15 protein-coding genes are annotated in these 16,358 nt (G+C 62.3%); 4 read left to right on the top strand and 11 right to left on the bottom strand.

Features of this window, described 5'->3' with window-relative positions; genetic code table 11:
* Positions 1–7: 7 nt before the first annotated feature.
* Both NKL06_RS30935 and NKL06_RS30940 read right to left on the bottom strand, forming a co-directional pair.
* Entirely contained in the window at positions 8–850 is an 843-nt protein-coding gene (locus NKL06_RS30935) for a class I SAM-dependent methyltransferase (RefSeq protein ID WP_023690824.1), read from the bottom strand.
* A gap of 5 nt (positions 851–855) precedes the next feature.
* A complete protein-coding gene (locus NKL06_RS30940; protein WP_023690823.1) occupies positions 856–2,211 on the bottom strand; it encodes an NAD(P)-dependent oxidoreductase in 1,356 nt (451 codons plus the stop codon).
* A 408-nt stretch (positions 2,212–2,619) separates the two neighbouring features.
* On the opposite strand from NKL06_RS30940, the gene NKL06_RS30945 reads away from it, so the two are divergent.
* Complete coding sequence (locus tag NKL06_RS30945; RefSeq protein ID WP_023807319.1) at positions 2,620–3,003, top strand: hypothetical protein; 384 nt, start codon at positions 2,620–2,622, stop codon at positions 3,001–3,003.
* Between the two features lie 46 nt (positions 3,004–3,049).
* On the opposite strand, the gene NKL06_RS30950 is transcribed toward NKL06_RS30945, so the two are convergent.
* Complete coding sequence (locus NKL06_RS30950; protein ID WP_023690821.1) at positions 3,050–3,742, bottom strand: gamma-glutamylcyclotransferase; 693 nt, start codon at positions 3,740–3,742, stop codon at positions 3,050–3,052.
* Between the two features lie 193 nt (positions 3,743–3,935).
* On the opposite strand from NKL06_RS30950, the gene NKL06_RS30955 reads away from it, so the two are divergent.
* A complete protein-coding gene (locus NKL06_RS30955; protein WP_023690820.1) occupies positions 3,936–4,712 on the top strand; it encodes a VOC family protein in 777 nt (258 codons plus the stop codon).
* Positions 4,713–4,788: 76 nt separating this feature from the next.
* On the opposite strand, the gene NKL06_RS30960 is transcribed toward NKL06_RS30955, so the two are convergent.
* Entirely contained in the window at positions 4,789–5,277 is a 489-nt protein-coding gene (locus NKL06_RS30960; protein WP_023690819.1) for a hypothetical protein, read from the bottom strand.
* A 207-nt stretch (positions 5,278–5,484) separates the two neighbouring features.
* Here NKL06_RS30960 and NKL06_RS30965 point away from each other — a divergent pair, with 207 nt between their 5' ends.
* Positions 5,485–5,877 (top strand): DoxX family protein, encoded by a 393-nt coding sequence (locus NKL06_RS30965; RefSeq protein ID WP_023690818.1) that lies wholly within the window; start codon positions 5,485–5,487, stop codon positions 5,875–5,877.
* Positions 5,878–5,970: 93 nt separating this feature from the next.
* On the opposite strand, the gene NKL06_RS30970 is transcribed toward NKL06_RS30965, so the two are convergent.
* Entirely contained in the window at positions 5,971–8,412 is a 2,442-nt protein-coding gene (locus tag NKL06_RS30970) for a GcvT family protein (RefSeq protein ID WP_023690817.1), read from the bottom strand.
* A 78-nt stretch (positions 8,413–8,490) separates the two neighbouring features.
* Complete coding sequence (locus NKL06_RS30975; RefSeq protein ID WP_023690816.1) at positions 8,491–10,029, bottom strand: trimethylamine methyltransferase family protein; 1,539 nt, start codon at positions 10,027–10,029, stop codon at positions 8,491–8,493.
* A gap of 217 nt (positions 10,030–10,246) precedes the next feature.
* Here NKL06_RS30975 and NKL06_RS30980 point away from each other — a divergent pair, with 217 nt between their 5' ends.
* Complete coding sequence (locus tag NKL06_RS30980) at positions 10,247–10,837, top strand: transglycosylase SLT domain-containing protein (RefSeq protein WP_023668193.1); 591 nt, start codon at positions 10,247–10,249, stop codon at positions 10,835–10,837.
* A 56-nt stretch (positions 10,838–10,893) separates the two neighbouring features.
* Here NKL06_RS30980 and NKL06_RS30985 read toward each other — a convergent pair whose 3' ends face one another.
* From NKL06_RS30985 to NKL06_RS31005, 5 genes are all read right to left on the bottom strand, one after another.
* Positions 10,894–11,331: a TA system VapC family ribonuclease toxin gene (locus NKL06_RS30985; RefSeq protein ID WP_023682204.1), complete on the bottom strand. Its 438-nt coding sequence runs from the start codon at positions 11,329–11,331 to the stop codon at positions 10,894–10,896.
* Positions 11,328–11,555, bottom strand: coding sequence for a hypothetical protein (locus NKL06_RS30990; protein WP_023668191.1), 228 nt, complete (start codon positions 11,553–11,555; stop codon positions 11,328–11,330). Before NKL06_RS30990 ends, NKL06_RS30985 begins: the two co-directional genes overlap by 4 nt.
* Before the next feature lie 142 nt (positions 11,556–11,697).
* Positions 11,698–13,914, bottom strand: a complete 2,217-nt coding sequence (locus NKL06_RS30995) for a dipeptide ABC transporter ATP-binding protein (protein WP_023690815.1) — start codon at positions 13,912–13,914, stop codon at positions 11,698–11,700.
* A 45-nt stretch (positions 13,915–13,959) separates the two neighbouring features.
* A complete protein-coding gene (locus NKL06_RS31000; protein ID WP_023690814.1) occupies positions 13,960–15,117 on the bottom strand; it encodes an ABC transporter permease in 1,158 nt (385 codons plus the stop codon).
* Between the two features lie 13 nt (positions 15,118–15,130).
* Entirely contained in the window at positions 15,131–16,165 is a 1,035-nt protein-coding gene (locus NKL06_RS31005; protein WP_023668188.1) for an ABC transporter permease, read from the bottom strand.
* Positions 16,166–16,358: the final 193 nt, after the last annotated feature.

The raw sequence follows: 16,358 nt of genomic DNA on the forward strand, positions 1-16,358 counted from the left end.
GTCCCTTTCAACCGAGACGAAGGAGCATTTCCACGGGTGCGAGAATGCCGCCTTTAAGCGCGGGGGTGAGATTGGCGATCTTGGTGCCGGCGTTCTCGCCCATGATAAGATTAACGCCAGGCGGCGGCTTTTTTCCTTCCGCCTGCGCCGCAGCCATGCGCGCCCGTATCGTGTCGAAAAATTCGATGGCGAAGGCGCCACGAGGGCGCTCGGCGGTTACAGAGAACCCCGCGGCGGCGGCAGCCGAACGATAGTCGTCGGGCGTGGCAACGAAGGACATGCTCTCGTCGGATGCCCATGGCAGCGGATAGGTCAGCGCACCTGCCTTGAGCCGCATCACATCGTAGACGGCAAAGACGCCGCCCGGCTTGAGCACACGCGCCGCCTCGCTCATCAGCTTTTTCTTGTCGGGAAGATTCATGCCGACATGCAGGATCATGGCCGTATCAAAGCTTTTGTTGCTGAACGGCATGTCCAGCGCGCTGCCCTGCACGAACCGGACTTTGTCGGCCATTCCCACCCGCTTCGACAGGCTGGTCGCGATGTCGACATAGCTTTGCGTCAGATCAATGCCGGTGACATCGGCGCCGGCATTGTTGGCGGCGAAGCGGGCTGGACCACCCACGCCGGAACCAATGTCGAGCAGCCTGGCCCCCGGCTTCAAACCCATCTGGCCGATGAGTTCCCTGGTGGCGGCGATACCGCCAATGTGGAACTCGTCGACCGCTTCGAGATCGCCAGCGCGTAGATGGGCAATTTCCACGCCGGTATCGGCGAGCACGGCAAGAATGTGCTGCTCAAGATCCGAGACGTCGTAGTGACGCGCGATGCCTGATTCCACTGAGGCCATGATCTCTATCCCTGTGCCAGACTCCGGTTGATGCTCTCCGCCGCATCGCGGCCTTGCGCGACGGCCGATACCGTCAAATCGTCGCCGCCAAAAATGCAGTCGCCGCCGGCCCAGACATTGGCGAGCGAGGTGCGCCCTTCGGCATCGACCTTGATGCGGCCGGCTTCGAGTTCGATCGCAGCACCGCTGCCGTTAAGTGCCGCCGGCACAAAGCTCTGGCCGATTGCCTTGAACACCTGGTCGGCGGCCAGCGTCAGCCGCTCGCCGGTGCCGACAAGCGTGTCGCCGTTCATCGCTGTGTATTCGAGCTCGATGCCCGACACTTTGCCACCTTCGACAATGACCCGCTTCGGCTGCAGCCAGTGGCGGATGGTGACGCCGTTGGCGGCTGCCAGATCCTGCTCGAACTCGGAAGCGTTCATGTGTTCCTGGCCGCGCCGGTAGCAGATCGTCACCTCCTCGGCGCCGAGCAGCTTCGACTGCACGGCGGCGTCGATCGCCGTCATGCCGCCGCCGATGACGACGACGCGCCGGCCGATTGGCAGGCTCGCGAGATCGCTGGCCTGGCGCAGTTCGGCGATGAATTCGACTGCATTGACGACGCCACCGACCTCCTCGCCATCGGCGCGCAGCGCATTGACGCCGCCAAGCCCCATGCCGAGGAAGACGGCATCGTAATTCCGGATCAGGTCCGACAGCCGGTAGTCGCGGCCGAGCGCCCTGCCGTTCTGGATATCGATGCCGCCGATCCCCGTGACATAGTCGACCTCGGCCTGGGCGAAATTGTCGATGCTCTTGTAGGCGGCGATGCCGTATTCGTTGAGGCCGCCGGCCTTCGGGCGGGCTTCCAGTATGGCCACCTCGTGGCCATGGCGGGCGAGCCGGTGCGCCGCGGCTAGGCCGGCCGGACCGGCGCCGACCACGGCGACCGACTTGCCGGTCGATTCAGCGCGCGAATAAAACTGCTTGTGCTCGGCCATGGCGACATCGGTGGCGTAGCGCTGCAGGCGGCCGATCTGCACCGGCTTGCCTTCCGCCACCTCGCGCACGCAGACCTCTTCGCACAGCGTCTCGGTCGGGCAGACGCGGGCGCACATGCCACCTAGTATGTTCTGGTCGAAAATCGTCTTGGCCGAACCGATCGGGTTGCCGGTCGATATCTGGCGGATGAACAGCGGAATGTCGATCGAGGTCGGGCATGCATTCATGCACGGCGCGTCGTAGCAGAAATAGCAGCGATCGGATTCGACCAGCGCTTCGTGGTGATCGAGCGGCGGATGCAGATCGGAAAAATTCTCGGCGTACTGGTCGGCGGCAAGCCGGCCGCCGGCAATGCCGTCCTTGAACTGGCCTTCTGGCATCGTCAGTTCCCCTGTTTTCGTTTTGGGGAAGGCTAGCACGTTTTATTTTTTTATCAATTGGTCAATTTTCGACCCAAGCCGCTGAAAAGACTAGCTGATAATATGATTTAGTTGCTCATGTTATGAGTGACGGTTGCGTCCTCAAAGAGGGGAGCGCGACAAGCTCCAAGTCGCGGCAAGCTGTTCCAGGTCAGCGCGAAATGATAGGGCGCTTGAGCACGATGCGCGGCTTTCATTCAACGGAGAAGGCGATGACCGATGATAGGGAGACGGCTCACCGGTGGGAGCCCGTGGGAGATTTACCTCTGGCTGCCTGCCAGGTGTGGCGTCTGCGAACCGACAATTACTTTGTGAAAAGGCCTTGGAGAGCGGCCCCGGAGAAGCGAGAATACTCAACCGGAGGAAGCGATGTCCAAGTTCCAAATGCAGATCGAGACCACGCACCCGATCCTGTTTCTCTCCGACGCATCGCCGAACGTGAGATTTCCCGACAACACAGGCCAGTCCTTTGCGACAGCGACGGCTAATTGCTTGTGTTTCTATGTGCTCTCCTATGTCGACGGAGCCTCGCTCGTCACCGTCAGTGACGAGAAATGTGATGCCGGGGGAAAAGAAATGTTCACCGGTGTTATCGAGGCTGCGACTGGCGTGCTAACCGTGAGCGACAGCGCTTCGTTCCACTATCTAAATATACCCGTTCCACCCGGTCCTGTGTCGGTCGAAATCTGGGCCGACGACGACAGGAACCCCGAATGGGTTTGGATCAAGCTCGGAGCGATCCAAAATCACTGAGCATCCGCCCACCGTCGTTTATGGGTTCACGACCTAGTAATGGACCTCAGGGAGTACCCCTGTGGATCGACCTGATCTCATCGGCGACCAGTTGCTGCAGCCGCCACAGATTGCGGTCGCGGATGCCGAATTCCTCGAGGTGGCTGACGGTGTTGTAGAGATATTCCGCGCCTGAGCCGACATGGCCGCAGGCTCTGGCAAGCACCCCCGCCACGGTGTCCAGCGGCTGCCCGAGCGAGGTTCCCCTGCCCGTCACCCCGACCCAGAAGCCGAGCGCCCGTATCCGGCCCTGCTCCGTGCGCACCGGAACCCACCGGACCGAGCTGACACTCTCATGGTCGTCGATCTCGCGCCGCAACAGTCTTTCGATCTGCTCCGGCTTGTCGCCGTCGGGCAGGCGGTAGATGACGCCGTCGCATCGGCCGCCGCGTTCGAGTGCCATCATCAGCCCCGGCTGCGCGACGCTGCCGCGCCAGCGCACCATGTCGAGGCAGAAGGAGCGGTGCCAGCCGAAAGCGGTGGCGCGCTGGCGTTCGACGGACTCGAAAGCCGGCTTCCAGATCAGCGAGCCATAGGCGAACACCCATAACGGCCCCTCGTCTGCTTCTTCAGACAGCCGCAAGGCTAATGTCCGGTAATCCTCATCGTTCAGCTGCGTCCAACTGCAGTCGGGTCCGGGATCGACCTCTTCGCGATGACACAGTGACACAAGCTCAGGCGTGAGCGACATAAGGCGCATGAAACGACTACCCCTCGTTTGCCCCAAGGAAAGTCGAAAACCGCCCCAAGTGCAAGCCGCCGGTGGGGCGAAGTGCGGAACGATGTGTCAACGCAGCCGTTGAATTTTCTCCGCTTCGCTGTCGGATTCGCGTCGCTGAAAACGTCCTTTGATGGATCGGACGACGATCGATGCATAGGTGAGGAGACCGAGAATGCCGAGATCCCCAATGCCCTTCTTCTGGTACGAGTTGATGACCAGCGACCTCGATGCGGCGCAAGCGTTCTACACCACCGTGGTCGGCTGGCGGGCCGAGCCCTTCGACAAGGCGCCCGGCATGCCGCGCTATATCGTGGTGAACTCCGCCGAGCGTGGCGTCGGCGGGCTGATGACCCTGCCCGAGGAAGCAGCCAGGACGGGTCTGAAGCCGGCCTGGTTCGGCTATGTCCACACCAGCGATACCGATGCCTCGACCGAGGCACTGAAAGCCGCCGGCGGGACTGTTCACCGCGAACCCGACGACATTCCCGGCGTCGGCCGCTTCTCCGTCGTCGCCGACCCGCAAGGCGCCGCCTTCATGTTCCTGCAGCCCAATGGTCCCGACCAGCCCGTCCTTCCGGCAACGACGCCGGGCCATGTCGGCTGGCACGAGCTTTATGCGTCCGACCGCCAGAAGGCCTTCGATTTCTACTCCAGCCAGTTCGGCTGGACCGATGCCGGTAGCATGGACATCGGCGAGATGGGCATCTATCAGACCTTCTCGGCCGGCCCCGAAAATGGCGGCGGCATCATGAACAAGCCACAACAGCTGCCGGTGCCGGTGTGGCTGTTCTACTTCAATGTCGACGCCATCGACGCAGCCGCCAAACGCGTCACCGACAATGGCGGCAAGATTGTCATGGGTCCGATGCCGGTGCCGACCGGCCAATGGATTGCCCAGTTCACCGATCCGCAAGGCGCCTATTTCGCGCTGATCGCGCCGGGCCGCTGATCCCCCTCCTGTACTCGCCTGCACGGAACTGCTCTCATCGCGCCGCCGGTGCGATGAGACGCGCATCCGGGCGCGGTCACTCCGGCGCCAGCACCGCGACCTTGAGGTTCTCTTTCCTGGCGCCGCTGAGCTGGATCGTGGCTGCGCCAGGCGTCAGCTTGAAGCGCACGCTCTTGCGGATGCCGGGGCAGGTCTTCACGCCGCTGAAACCCGCTGATTTCACGGCCTGGCCATCCTGAATGACGTCGACCCAGGCCTCGTCGGACAGGCTGATCTGGAGCTCTCCTTCCGGTGGCACGGCCACGTTTGCCGTCGCGCCGAACGTGCCGGCTGCCGGCGCGCGTTGCGGTGAGACCGTGAAGCTGACCGCATCGACCGGCTCCAGCGCCATATCCGCGGCTTCGCCGAAAGCAAGAGAGGCACCTGACTGCGCGGCGGGCGCAGCCGGAAACAGTTCCTGCTCGCGTGTCACCGGCCATTTGAAGGCATCGCAGCCAGCATCAGCGGCCATGGCGAAACTGGTGCTTGCGAGGATTGCGAACAGGCTGATGGCGACTTTTTTCATGGCGAAGGAACCCGTCTGGTTTGAAGTGTCTACACGCAGATATACAACCTTAACGAGATGTATGCAACCATAACGAGAGCAAATTTCGAAGTCAGACTGGAAATAATTGCAATCACCGATTGTTGATGACAGGCCATGGGAAGTGAATGGTCCAGCGCCGGGTGATGATTTATGGCCGGGCCACATGGTTGGAAAAATGGAGTTTAGATGAAGCTTTTTGACGGTCTCGCCAGATTTCAGCCGCAGGCGCTCGGCGTCCTGCGCATCATCACAGCCCTGCAGTTCCTCGAGCATGGCTCGCAGAAACTGTTCAATTTTCCGGTCAGCGCCGAGCCTCACGCTCTTACCGGCCTGACGATGACTGCAGGCATCCTGGAGTTCGCCGGTGGCATCCTGCTGGCGCTCGGTCTGTTCACCCGCCCGGTCGCGTTCCTTCTGGCCGGCGAGATGGCCATCGCCTATTTCATGGCGCACTACCCGCGCGACTTCTTCCCGGTCAACAACAGCGGCGACGCGGCAATCTCCTTCTGCTTCATCTTCCTCTATCTGGTGTTTGCCGGCGCCGGCGCTTTCGCGCTCGACAACCGCCGCAACGCCTGACGCGCAATGCATGTCGCCCAAAGGTGCGCAGCGGTTTTGGGATAACGACATGCACAAAGGAATCTGAAGCGCCTCGGCGAAAGCCGAAGCGCTTCAGGCGCGCATTCGCTCGAAGTTCGCGTCAAAGAGCGGCGCTGCCTGAACGCGCGCCGCGTGGCGCTTGCCCAAAAGTTCGATTTCGAAGCCGTCGCTCTCATCGGCGATCTCCTTCGGCACATAGCCGATGGCGACGGATTTCTTCGAGTGATGCGCATAGCCGCCTGACGTCACCCAGCCGCGCACGGCGCCGCCGAACCAGATCGGCTCGTCGCCGATGACATCGGCATCGTCGGCATCCAGAATAAAGGTGCGCAGTCTGAGCTTGCCGCCCTGCTTGCGCTCGGCAAGAGCGCCGGCCTTGCCGATGAAATCCGCCTCCTTGCCATAAGCGACGAAACGGTCGAGCCCGGCCTCCAGCGGCCCGTAGATCGGCCGGTATTCGCGCGCCCATGAGCCGTAGTTTTTCTCAAGCCGCAGCGCGTTGAGCGCGCGCGTGCCGAACAGGCCGAGGCCGAATTCCGCGCCGGCCGCCATCAGCGCCTGGAAGGCAGCGCGCTGATATTCCGGCGCCACCCAGATCTCGTAGCCGAGATCGCCGGTATAGCTGACGCGGCCGACCAGGCACGGCGCCGTGCCGATGTCCATTTTCGCGACCGCCATGAACGGAAAGGCGGCATTGGAGACATCCGCGCGGCTCACTTTGGCCAAGACATCCCGCGCCTTCGGGCCGGCGATTGCGAGGCCGGTCAGCTTCTGCCCCAGCGCCTCTAAACGAACCGATCTATCCGCAGGCAGATGCGCCTCGAACCAGCGCATATGATACTGCTCGGCAATGCCGGAGCCGGCGATGAACCACTCATCGCCGTTGGAATTGGGGGCACCGAGATTGGCCAGGGTGAAATCGCCGATCAGTTTTCCGTCGTCCTTCAGCATCGGCGCCAGCGTCATGCGGCCGGGCTTCGGCAACTTGCAGGCAAAGATCCGGTCGAGCCAAGCGGCCGCCCCTTCTCCCGTCACCTTGTATTTGGCGAAGTTCGAAATCTCCGCCAGGCCGACGCTCTCACGAACCGTCGCGACCTCATTGGCGACATGGGAAAAATCGCTAGACCGCCGCCACGAGAACTCGTCCTTGACACCCTCGGGCGCAAACCAGAGCGGCACTTCCAGCCCATAGGACACGCCCCATTGCGCGCCCTTGGCCGACAGCAGATCGTAGATCGGCGTCGTCTTCAGCTGCCGCCCGGCGGGCAGTTCCTCATTGGGGAAGCGGATCGAGAAGCGGCGCGAATAATTCTCGCGCACCTTTGCATTGGTGTAGGCCATCGTCGCCCAGTCGCCGTAGCGCGCCACATCCATGGCCCAGATGTCGGCGCCGGGATCGCCCTCGATCATCCAGTTGGACAGCGCCAACCCAACGCCCCCACCCTGGCTGAAGCCCGCCATGACGCCGCAGGCGACCCAGAAACCCGGTAGCCCGCGCACCGGCCCAACCAGCGGATTGCCGTCCGGTGCAAAGGTGAAGGGCCCGTTGATGATCTGCTTGATGCCGGTCCTCTCGAAGGCCGGGAAATGCCGGAAGCCGACCTCGAGCGACGGCGCGATGCGGTCGATGTCCGGCTCCAGCAATTCATGGCCGAAATCCCAAGGCGTCTGGAACTCGGACCACACCTTGTTGGCCTTCTCATAGGTGCCCATCAGCATGCCGCCGCGCTCCTGGCGCAGATAGAGCTCACCGTCGAAATCGACGGCGTGGATGATCTCGGTGCCGGTCTTGGCGTTCCACGCCGCGACTTCCGGCATATCCTCGGTGATCAGGTACATGTGCTCCATTGCCAGCACCGGCAGCTCCAGCCCGACCATGCGGCCGACCTCGCGCGCCCATAACCCGCCGGCATTGACGACATGCTCGGCCACCACTTCGCCCTTGTTGGTGATGACGCGCCACATGCCGTCGGGCCGGCGCACAATGTCCTCGACCTTGGTGAAGCGCTCGACCTCGGCGCCCAGTTTCCGCGCGGCCTTGGCATAGGCATGGGTCACGCCGGAGGGATCGAGATGGCCGTCCTCCTTGTTGCGGACGGCGCCGACGAATTGTTTCGGGTCGAGCAGCGGCATCAGCTCGGCCGCTTCATTGGCCGATATTTCTTCGAGCTCGATGCCGAGGTAACGCCCTTTGGCGACGACGCCGCGCAGCCAGTCGAGCCGCGCCTCGGTCGCCGCCAGAAGCACGCCGCCCGTCAGATGTACGCCGGTCGCCTGTCCCGACAGCTCCTCGATGTCCTTGTAGAGCGAGATCGTGTATTTCTGCAGCTTGGCGACGTTGGGGTCGCCATTGATCGTGTGCATGCCGCCAGCCGCATGCCAGGTCGAGCCCGAGGTCAGCTCGTCGCGCTCCAGCAGCACGACATCGGTCCAGCCATGGCGGGCCAGATGGAACAGCACCGAACACCCGACGACGCCACCGCCAATGACCACGACCTTTGCATGCGATTTCATGAGTTTTGCTCTGTTATCAATGAGTTGAGGAGATAAGGTGAATCAGAAAGGCAGCGCCGCGCGCCGATGTTGAAAAAGTCACGGCTCGCCCTGCCCGATCGCTTCCTTGCGCCTGGCCACATACGCCTCCAGCGCCTCGCGCACGGCGATATCCATTACCGGCTCGACATAATCTTCCAGCGCCTTCTTCCACAGCCGCGTCGCGCGCGCCGTGGTGTCGAGGCCGCCGGCTTCCTGCCAGGCCTCGTAATTCTGCCAGTTGGACAGCATCGGCTGGTAGAAGGCCGTGGCATAGCGTTCCAGCGTGTGCGGTTCGCCGAAGAAATGGCCGCCGGTCGGCACCGCGCCCAGCGCCTCGACAGCAAGCTCCGCCTCGTCGACGACGATCGGGCGCAGGAATTCCATCATGTGCTGGATCATCTCGACATCGATGATGAGCTTTTCGAACGATGCCGTCAGCCCGCCCTCCTGCCAGCCGGCGGCATGATAGACGAGGTTGCCGTGGCCGAGCACAGCGCCCCACAGCGCCATCAGCGTCTCGTAGGCGCCTTGCGCGTCCGCCGCATTCGATGCCGACCCCGGTGTGGTGCGGTAGGGCAGGTTGTAGCGCCGCGCCAATTGCCCCGAGGCGATGTTGGCCTTGGTGTTCTCCGGCGTTCCGAAGGCCGGCGCGCCCGACTTCATGTCGACGTTGGAGGTGAAGGCGCCGTACATCACTGGCGCGCCGGGGCGCACCAGTTGCGTCAGCACCACGCCGAACAGCGCCTCGGCATTCTGCTGCGCCAGGGCGCCGGCGAGCGTCACCGGGCTCATCGCGCCCATCAGCGTGAACGGCGTCACCGCCACCGACTGGCCGAACTCAGCCATGGTCATCAGCCCTTCGGCCATCATCTCGTCGAAACGCCGCGGCGAGTTGACCGAGATGATGGTGGCAATGCCGGGATCATCGCGCATCTCGTCCAGCGTCAGCCCGCGCGCGATTGCCATCATCTCGATGCCGTCCAGCGCCCGGCCTCGTCCGATCGCCGAGACATGGAACGATTTGTCGGTCAGCGTCAGATTGGTGAAATAGGTATCCATGTGCCTGGTGTTGGCCGGCAGTTCCACCGGCGCGCAGACCTGGTTGCCGAGCATGTGGATGCAGTTGAAATGCTGCGCCAGCCGGGTCAGATCGGCATAGTCGTGCAAGTTTCCGGCGCGCCGGCCGCGCTCCATGTCGTGCACATTGGGCGGCCCGGCGACGAGGGTGAAATTGATCGTGTTGCCGCCGAGATGAATGGTGTTGGCGGGGTTGCGCGGCGTCAGCCGATAGCTGGACTGCGTGGTCTTCAGCGCCTCGGCGACAAGGCCCCGGTCGATGCGGACATTCGCGGTCGCATGGTCGACTTTTGCGCCCGCCTTCTCGAACAGCGCCAGCGCCCGCTGAGACATCACCTCGATGCCGAAATTTTCCAGAATATGCATCGACGCCTGGTGGATCGTTTCGACCTGGTCGACTGAGAGCATCGCCATCGGCGGATAGGGATTGGTCACCCGCCGCAGTGGAAGTTGCGGGATGGCGGCGGGCCCCCGGTTGCTGGTTCGCTCCGCGCCGCGCTTTCGTCTTGGTTCATTCATGCCTGGCATCAGAGCGCCGGCATCCGGATATCGCTGTCAGAAATCCGCCCTTCGCGGGCGTGATTTTAGCCAAGGCGGCATTTTTGAATTCGTATGGAGACAGAGGCGACGCAAAAGGTCGGAATAATGATACAGGTCCCACTCAGCGGAGCCGGGCCGGCAAGCCGTTAAGAAACGCCGCAAGATTCCCTTTATGATTTCAGCCTATCCGTCTTCCATGCGTAGTTCGAATTTGAGTAAAATTGTAGCGGTTGGCGTGCTGCTGGCTTTGCCGGCCTGCGCGACGCCGCCCAACCATATCAACGATGTCTGCGCCGTCTTCGACCAGAACGACGGCTGGTTCGACAACTGGCAGTCGGCCGCCGAGCGCGCCTCGCAGAAATACGGCGTCCCTGTCCCCGTGCTGATGGCGACGGTGCGCAAGGAATCCGGTTTCAAGAGCAATGCCAGGCCGCCGCGTACCAAACTGCTCGGCTTCATTCCGTGGAAACATGTCTCGTCGGCCACCGGTTTCTCGCAGGCGCTCGACGGCACCTGGTCGCAATATCAGAGCGAAACCGGCAGCTGGGCGGCGCGGCGGACCAAGTTTGCCGATGCCGTCGATTTCGTCGGCTGGTATCATTCCAAGACATCAGACACGTTCGGCGTCGCCCGCAACGACACCTACAATCTCTATCTCGCCTACTATCTCGGCTGGACCGCCTACGGCCGCGGCAACCGTGGCGATGCCGGCGTGCAGGGCTATGCCAGGGCGACCGAAAAGATGGCCCGCGACTATGCCGAACAGCTGCAGCAATGCGGCAGCTGACGTTGCCAAGCGGTCTTGCAGCCACGCAGTTTGCGATCGAAGCGGAACTCAGCCATTCATTCGCTTGGGATCAGGTGGAGGATCGACCTCCCTCCCTTTACCGCTGCCGTCGACAGCTTTCGGTCAAACGTCGCCAATTGGCCGTCACGCGCCTTGGCGAGTCCCAACAGATAGCTATCCGTTACCTGTGCCGGGGTGAGGATCCTGGCTGCATCGATGTCGTTGGAACCGACAAGGCTGATCTCGTCAGGCCAGAACTGATGTCCTGAAAGGGCATGCAGCTTGCCGACAATCTGCGCCACCACGGCGGGCGAACCCGGAGAATTGGGGTATTTCGGGTTGCTTACAATCCTGATGACGCCATTCTCGGTAATGGGACATGTTGCCCATGATAAATGCCCGGTGGATTGGAACCACCGATGGGCATCTTCATGCGCGACGTGAGCCGGATCGATCAACGCAATCAACACATTGACGTCGAGCAGGAAGGTCACGGCAATTCGTCGCGAAGCGCATTGACCATTTCGAGATCGACCATCGGGCCGTCGGGCCGCGATGCAAGCAAGGGGATGCCGTTGCGTTCACCGCCGGTCGGGGGCCTGCGCAGTGAGCGGCGAGCCAGATCGGAAATGACGTCGCCAACGCTGCGATCCTGCTGTCGCGCCATGGCCTTGGCCGCAAGTAGGACATCGTCATCGATTGCAAGTGTGGTTCTCACAACATGCTCCCTATCGCGCATCAAACATCACGCATCACATAAAGCAATGGACAGCAATATTCAAGCGAACGTAGCTGTCGTTCCTTGAGCTATGGCGACGCTGCGGCAATGCGCCAACGAGCGGCATTGCCTCTATGGCTGGTCAGCTCGGCTTCTTGCCATGCGGGCGCTTCGGCGGTTCGCCGGCGAAGCCGGGGCCGATCCCATCCGGTGCGTCTTCCGGCACGCCCTCATGCGCTGCGTGTTCCCTGTCGAACTTGATCACCGGCTCCATCGTCGCCAGCACATCGTCCGACAGCCAGCACAGGCTCATATGGCCATCGCCGAGATGCTTCACCGGCGGCACCTTGGTCTCGCACAGATTGTCCGGCACCAGCCTCTTGTAGCCGCAGCGCGTCTGGAACGGGCAGCCGCTCGGCGGGTTCATCGCCGACGGGATATCGCCTTCGAGCACGATGTGCCGTTTGACCACGCTGGTGTCGGCGATCGGGATCGCCGACAGAAGCGCCTCGGTGTAGGGGTGGTAGGGCGGCGCGAAGATCTGGTCGGTCGTACCCTGCTCGACGATGTAGCCGAGATACATGACGACGACGCGGTCGGCGATGTAGCGCACGACGGACAGATCGTGACTGATGAACAGCATCGTCGTCTTGTTCTTGCGCTGGATGTCCATCAGCAGCTCGGTCACCGCCGCCTGCACCGAGACGTCGAGTGCCGACACCGGCTCGTCGGCCACCACCACCTTGGCATCGCCGGCAAAGGCACGCGCCACGCCGATGCGCTGCTTCTGGCCGCCTGAGAGCTGACGCGGCTTGCGCGTCTCGAAGGCCCGCGGCAGCTTCACCAGGTCAAGCAGCTCCAGCATGCGCTTGCGCCGCTCGGCGACATTGTTGCCGACTTTGAATTTTTCCAGCGTGCGGATGATCTGCGAACCGACGGAGTGGCTGGGATTGAGCGTATCGAACGGGTTCTGGAACACCATCTGGATCGATGACACCGTTTCGACGCTGCGCTTCTCGATGCCGGTCGACTGGATCTCCTTGTTGCCCAGCGTCACTGTGCCGGCACTTGCCGTCTCCAGCCCGAGCAGGACCTTGGCCAGCGTCGACTTTCCGCAGCCGGACTCGCCGACGATGGCGACGGTCTCGGATTCGCGCGCCATGAACGAGATCGTCTCATTGGCCTTGACGACGCGGCCTTCGCTGGAGCCGAACACTTCGCTGCCGCCGACCTTGTAGTATTTTCTCAAATCCTCGATCTTGAGCACCGGCGCGCCGGGCACAACCTTCTCATTGACCTTCTTGGCGCCGGGAGGCAGCGCTTCCCAGTCGATCTCGTTGAAGCGCACGCAGCGCGAGAAATGCCCTTCGTGACCGGCGACCTCGATCATCGGGATTTCGGCGGCATTGCAGACGCCCTCGACGAAATGGTGGCAGCGCGGGCCGAAATTGCAGCCCTTGGGCCGCTCATGCGGCAGCGGCAACTGGCCGGGGATGGCGATCAGCGGCCGTGAATTCTTGTCGGCGCCCGGCAGTGGAATCGAGCGGAACAGCCCTTGCGTATAGGGATGGCGCATCCGGTCGAAGACGTCCTTGATCTTGCCGGTCTCGACCGCTTCGCCCGAATACATCACCGTGATGCGGTCGCAGGTCTCGAGGATGAGACCCAGATTGTGCGACACGAAGATCATCGACGTGCCGAACTTCTCGCCCAGCCCCTTGACCAGTTCGACGATGCCGGCCTCCACCGTCACGTCGAGCGCCGTCGTCGGTTCGTCGAGCAGAAGCAGCGCCGGCTTCGACAGCAGCGCCATGGCAATGACGATGCGCTGCTGCTGGCCGCCGGACAGCTGGTGCGGATAGGAACGCATCATGCGTTCGGGATCGGGCAATCTCACCGAGCGCACCATTTCGAGCGCCCTTTTGTAAGCCTCTTCCTTCGACACCTTGTCGTGGATCAGCGGCACTTCCATCAATTGCTGGCCGACCTTCATCGCCGGATTGAGGCTCGCCATCGGCTCCTGGTAGATCATGGCGATCTTGTTGCCGCGGATGGAGCGCAACTCCTCGTCGGACAGCTCGCCCATGTCCTTGCCCTGGAACTTGATCTTGCCGCCGACGATCTTTCCGATGTTGGAGAGGTCGCGCATGATGCCGAGCGACACGGTCGACTTGCCGCAGCCGGACTCGCCGACGATGCCCATGGCTTCGCCCGGCATCACCGTGCAGGAAAAGTCCATGACGGCGGGGATCTCGCCCTTGCGGGTGAAGAAGGAGATCGACAGGTTCTCGATCTCGATGATCGGCGCAGCGCTTGGCCCAAGGGTCGGCTTGCCGGGATTTCGAACTGCCTCATTCATGGGTCGCTCCAATCCTATTTTCATGCTCGCGGGCCGACCCGCAGATCAGTCTTTCATCGATTGTTCGCGCAGCGAGTCGGCAAGCAGGTTCAAGCCCAGCACGAACGACATCAGCGCGATGGTCGGCGGCAGCGCCGGGTGGATGAAGGAGCGCAGCAGGCGGCTGGCGTCCTTGATTGCGGTGCCCCAGTCCGGGCTCTCCGGCGCCAGGCCCAGCCCGAAATAGCCGAGCGTGCCGAGCAGGATCGTGGTGTAGCCGATGCGCAGGCAGGCATCGACGATCAGCGGCCCGCGCGCATTGGGCAGGATCTCCCACAGCATGATGTACCAGGGCGATTCACCGCGCGTCTGCGCCGCCGCCACATAGTCGCGCGTCTTGATGTCCATCACCAGGCCGCGCACGATGCGGAATACGCCGGGGCTGGAGGCGAACACCACCGCGACGAAGATGTTGAGCTGGTTGGGATCGATGTGGATGATCTTGAACGGATCGGCGTCGAACACCAGGCCGGCATAGACCCAGCCGCCGATGATCAGCGTCAGCCCGAGCAATATATAGAGGCGGTCCGGCCGGTTCTTGTAGCGCGTCCAGAACAGCACCGAAAAGAAGATGATCGGGAACAGGAAGAACAGCCCGGCCATGGCGTAGGGGATCGGCGTATCCATGATGCCCGGCGTCACCAGCAGGTAAAACAGCAGGATCACCGGGAAGGCCAGCACCAGATTGGCCAGGAACGACAGCACGGTGTCGATCCGGCCGCCATAGTAACCGGCGGGCAGACCGAGCGTGATGCCGACCATCAGCGCGAAACCGGTCGCCGCCGGTGCGATGATCAGCACGATCTGGCTGCCATAGACCATGCGCGAAAAGACATCGCGGGCGAGCTTGTCGCCGCCGAAATAGTAGATGAGTTTCGATACCGGCTCGAGCGCGCCCGGCAGCGCATCCTTCATGATCGGGACCTGGGCGAGCGGATCGAAGGGCGCGACGGTCGACGCGAAGATTGCCGTGAACAGCCAGAACAGGCAGATGCCGACACCGACTATGCCGACGCCGCTATCGAACAACTGGCCGTAGAGGCCGAGCCTTTTCTTGTAGGTGAAGCTCACCCCCATCACCAGGGCAAGCCCTAACCAGACTGGCCAGAAACGCCCAATCACGCCGAGCACGACATTGAAGGCACCGATATATTCGACCTGCATCTGCCCCAGCCCCCTATTGAACTCTGATACGCGGATTGAGGAACGCGTAGCCGACATCCGAAATGAGCTGCGTGATCAGCACGATGAACACCGAGACCAGTGAACAGCCAAGCAGCAGATCGATGTCGTTGTTGCCGGCGGCCTCGACCAGCGTGTAGCCAAAGCCCTGGTAGCGGAACATCACCTCGACGATGACGACGCCGGTAAGCAGCCAGGGAAATTGCAGCATGATGACGGTGAACGGCGCAATCAGCGCATTGCGCAGCGCGTGCTTGACGACGACGCTGCCGAAGGAAAGCCCTTTCAGCCGGGCGGTGCGGATATATTGCTGCGTCATCACCTCGACCATCGAGGCGCGTGTCATGCGGGCGATGTAGCCGATGCCGTAGATCGCCAGCGTCATCACCGGCAGGGTGAAATTGTAGAAGGTGATGCCCTGGCTTGCCGAGGCGGCCGAACCGTTCAGCCAGCCGAGCCAGGAGGCGAAGATGACGGTGAAGATGACGCCGGACACATATTCGGGCGTCGCGGTCGACGCGATCGATGCGACGGACAGCGTTCGGTCCGTTCGCGAGCCCTCGCGCATGCCGGCCAGGATGCCAATCAGCAGCGAAATTGGCACCATCACCAACAGCACACAGAGCATCAGGATACCGGTGGCGGCGAGTGCGGGGAAGAGCTTTGACGCAACGGAGGTTTTGAACTTGGTCGAGCAGCCGAAATCACCTTCCAGGATGCCGGAGAATTTCGGCTCCAGCGGATCGTTGCAGAAGGAGAAACGCTGCGTCGGCTTGCCGGTCGCCGGATCGGTCACCGGTTGCTTCGGGACGACGCCCAGCCATTGCCCGTAGCGCACGAAGAAGTTCTGCCGGTAGCCATGGTTGACCAGCCAGCTTTCGAGCTGTTCGGCCGATGTGTGCATTTCGGTCTGGCTGATCGCCAGCTTCTTCAAATTAGGCTCGAGGTTGATCAGGAAGAAGACGATCATCGTCAGGCACAGCATCGTCAATGCCATGGTGCCGAGACGCCGGATTACGAAAGAAAGCATGGCGGTCCCCTGCCGGTCTGGTTGGGGTTGGAGCCAGTTCGAAAAACCAGCTTTGCCGTTGCCGGCAGAGTTGGCCGTCAAATCGGCACTCGGATGCAATCAACCCAGTTTTATTGAACGGTCTTTCAGGAGAGTCCGCAACTTTTTGCTGCGGCGGCTTCCGGTTCTGGGCCATGCGAGGCGTGACGGGAAG

It is taken from the genome of Mesorhizobium sp. C268A (genome assembly GCF_040324475.1).
GTDB lineage: Bacteria > Pseudomonadota > Alphaproteobacteria > Rhizobiales > Rhizobiaceae > Mesorhizobium.

Bases quoted from the DNA above. Each gene is read 5' to 3' on its own strand.
- NKL06_RS30960 (WP_023690819.1), bottom strand. From the start codon at position 5,277: ATGAAAAAAGTCGCCATCAGCCTGTTCGCAATCCTCGCAAGCACCAGT.
- NKL06_RS30970 (WP_023690817.1), bottom strand. From the start codon at position 8,412: ATGAAATCGCATGCAAAGGTCGTGGTCATTGGCGGTGGCGTCGTCGGG.
- NKL06_RS30950 (WP_023690821.1), bottom strand. From the start codon at position 3,742: ATGCGCCTTATGTCGCTCACGCCTGAGCTTGTGTCACTGTGTCATCGC.
- NKL06_RS30935 (WP_023690824.1), bottom strand. From the start codon at position 850: ATGGCCTCAGTGGAATCAGGCATCGCGCGTCACTACGACGTCTCGGAT.
- NKL06_RS30975 (WP_023690816.1), bottom strand. From the start codon at position 10,029: ATGAATGAACCAAGACGAAAGCGCGGCGCGGAGCGAACCAGCAACCGG.
- NKL06_RS30940 (WP_023690823.1), bottom strand. From the start codon at position 2,211: ATGCCAGAAGGCCAGTTCAAGGACGGCATTGCCGGCGGCCGGCTTGCC.
- NKL06_RS31000 (WP_023690814.1), bottom strand. From the start codon at position 15,117: ATGCAGGTCGAATATATCGGTGCCTTCAATGTCGTGCTCGGCGTGATT.
- NKL06_RS30955 (WP_023690820.1), top strand. From the start codon at position 3,936: ATGCCGAGATCCCCAATGCCCTTCTTCTGGTACGAGTTGATGACCAGC.
- NKL06_RS30945 (WP_023807319.1), top strand. From the start codon at position 2,620: ATGTCCAAGTTCCAAATGCAGATCGAGACCACGCACCCGATCCTGTTT.
- NKL06_RS31005 (WP_023668188.1), bottom strand. From the start codon at position 16,165: ATGCTTTCTTTCGTAATCCGGCGTCTCGGCACCATGGCATTGACGATG.
- NKL06_RS30995 (WP_023690815.1), bottom strand. From the start codon at position 13,914: ATGAATGAGGCAGTTCGAAATCCCGGCAAGCCGACCCTTGGGCCAAGC.
- NKL06_RS30980 (WP_023668193.1), top strand. From the start codon at position 10,247: ATGCGTAGTTCGAATTTGAGTAAAATTGTAGCGGTTGGCGTGCTGCTG.
- NKL06_RS30965 (WP_023690818.1), top strand. From the start codon at position 5,485: ATGAAGCTTTTTGACGGTCTCGCCAGATTTCAGCCGCAGGCGCTCGGC.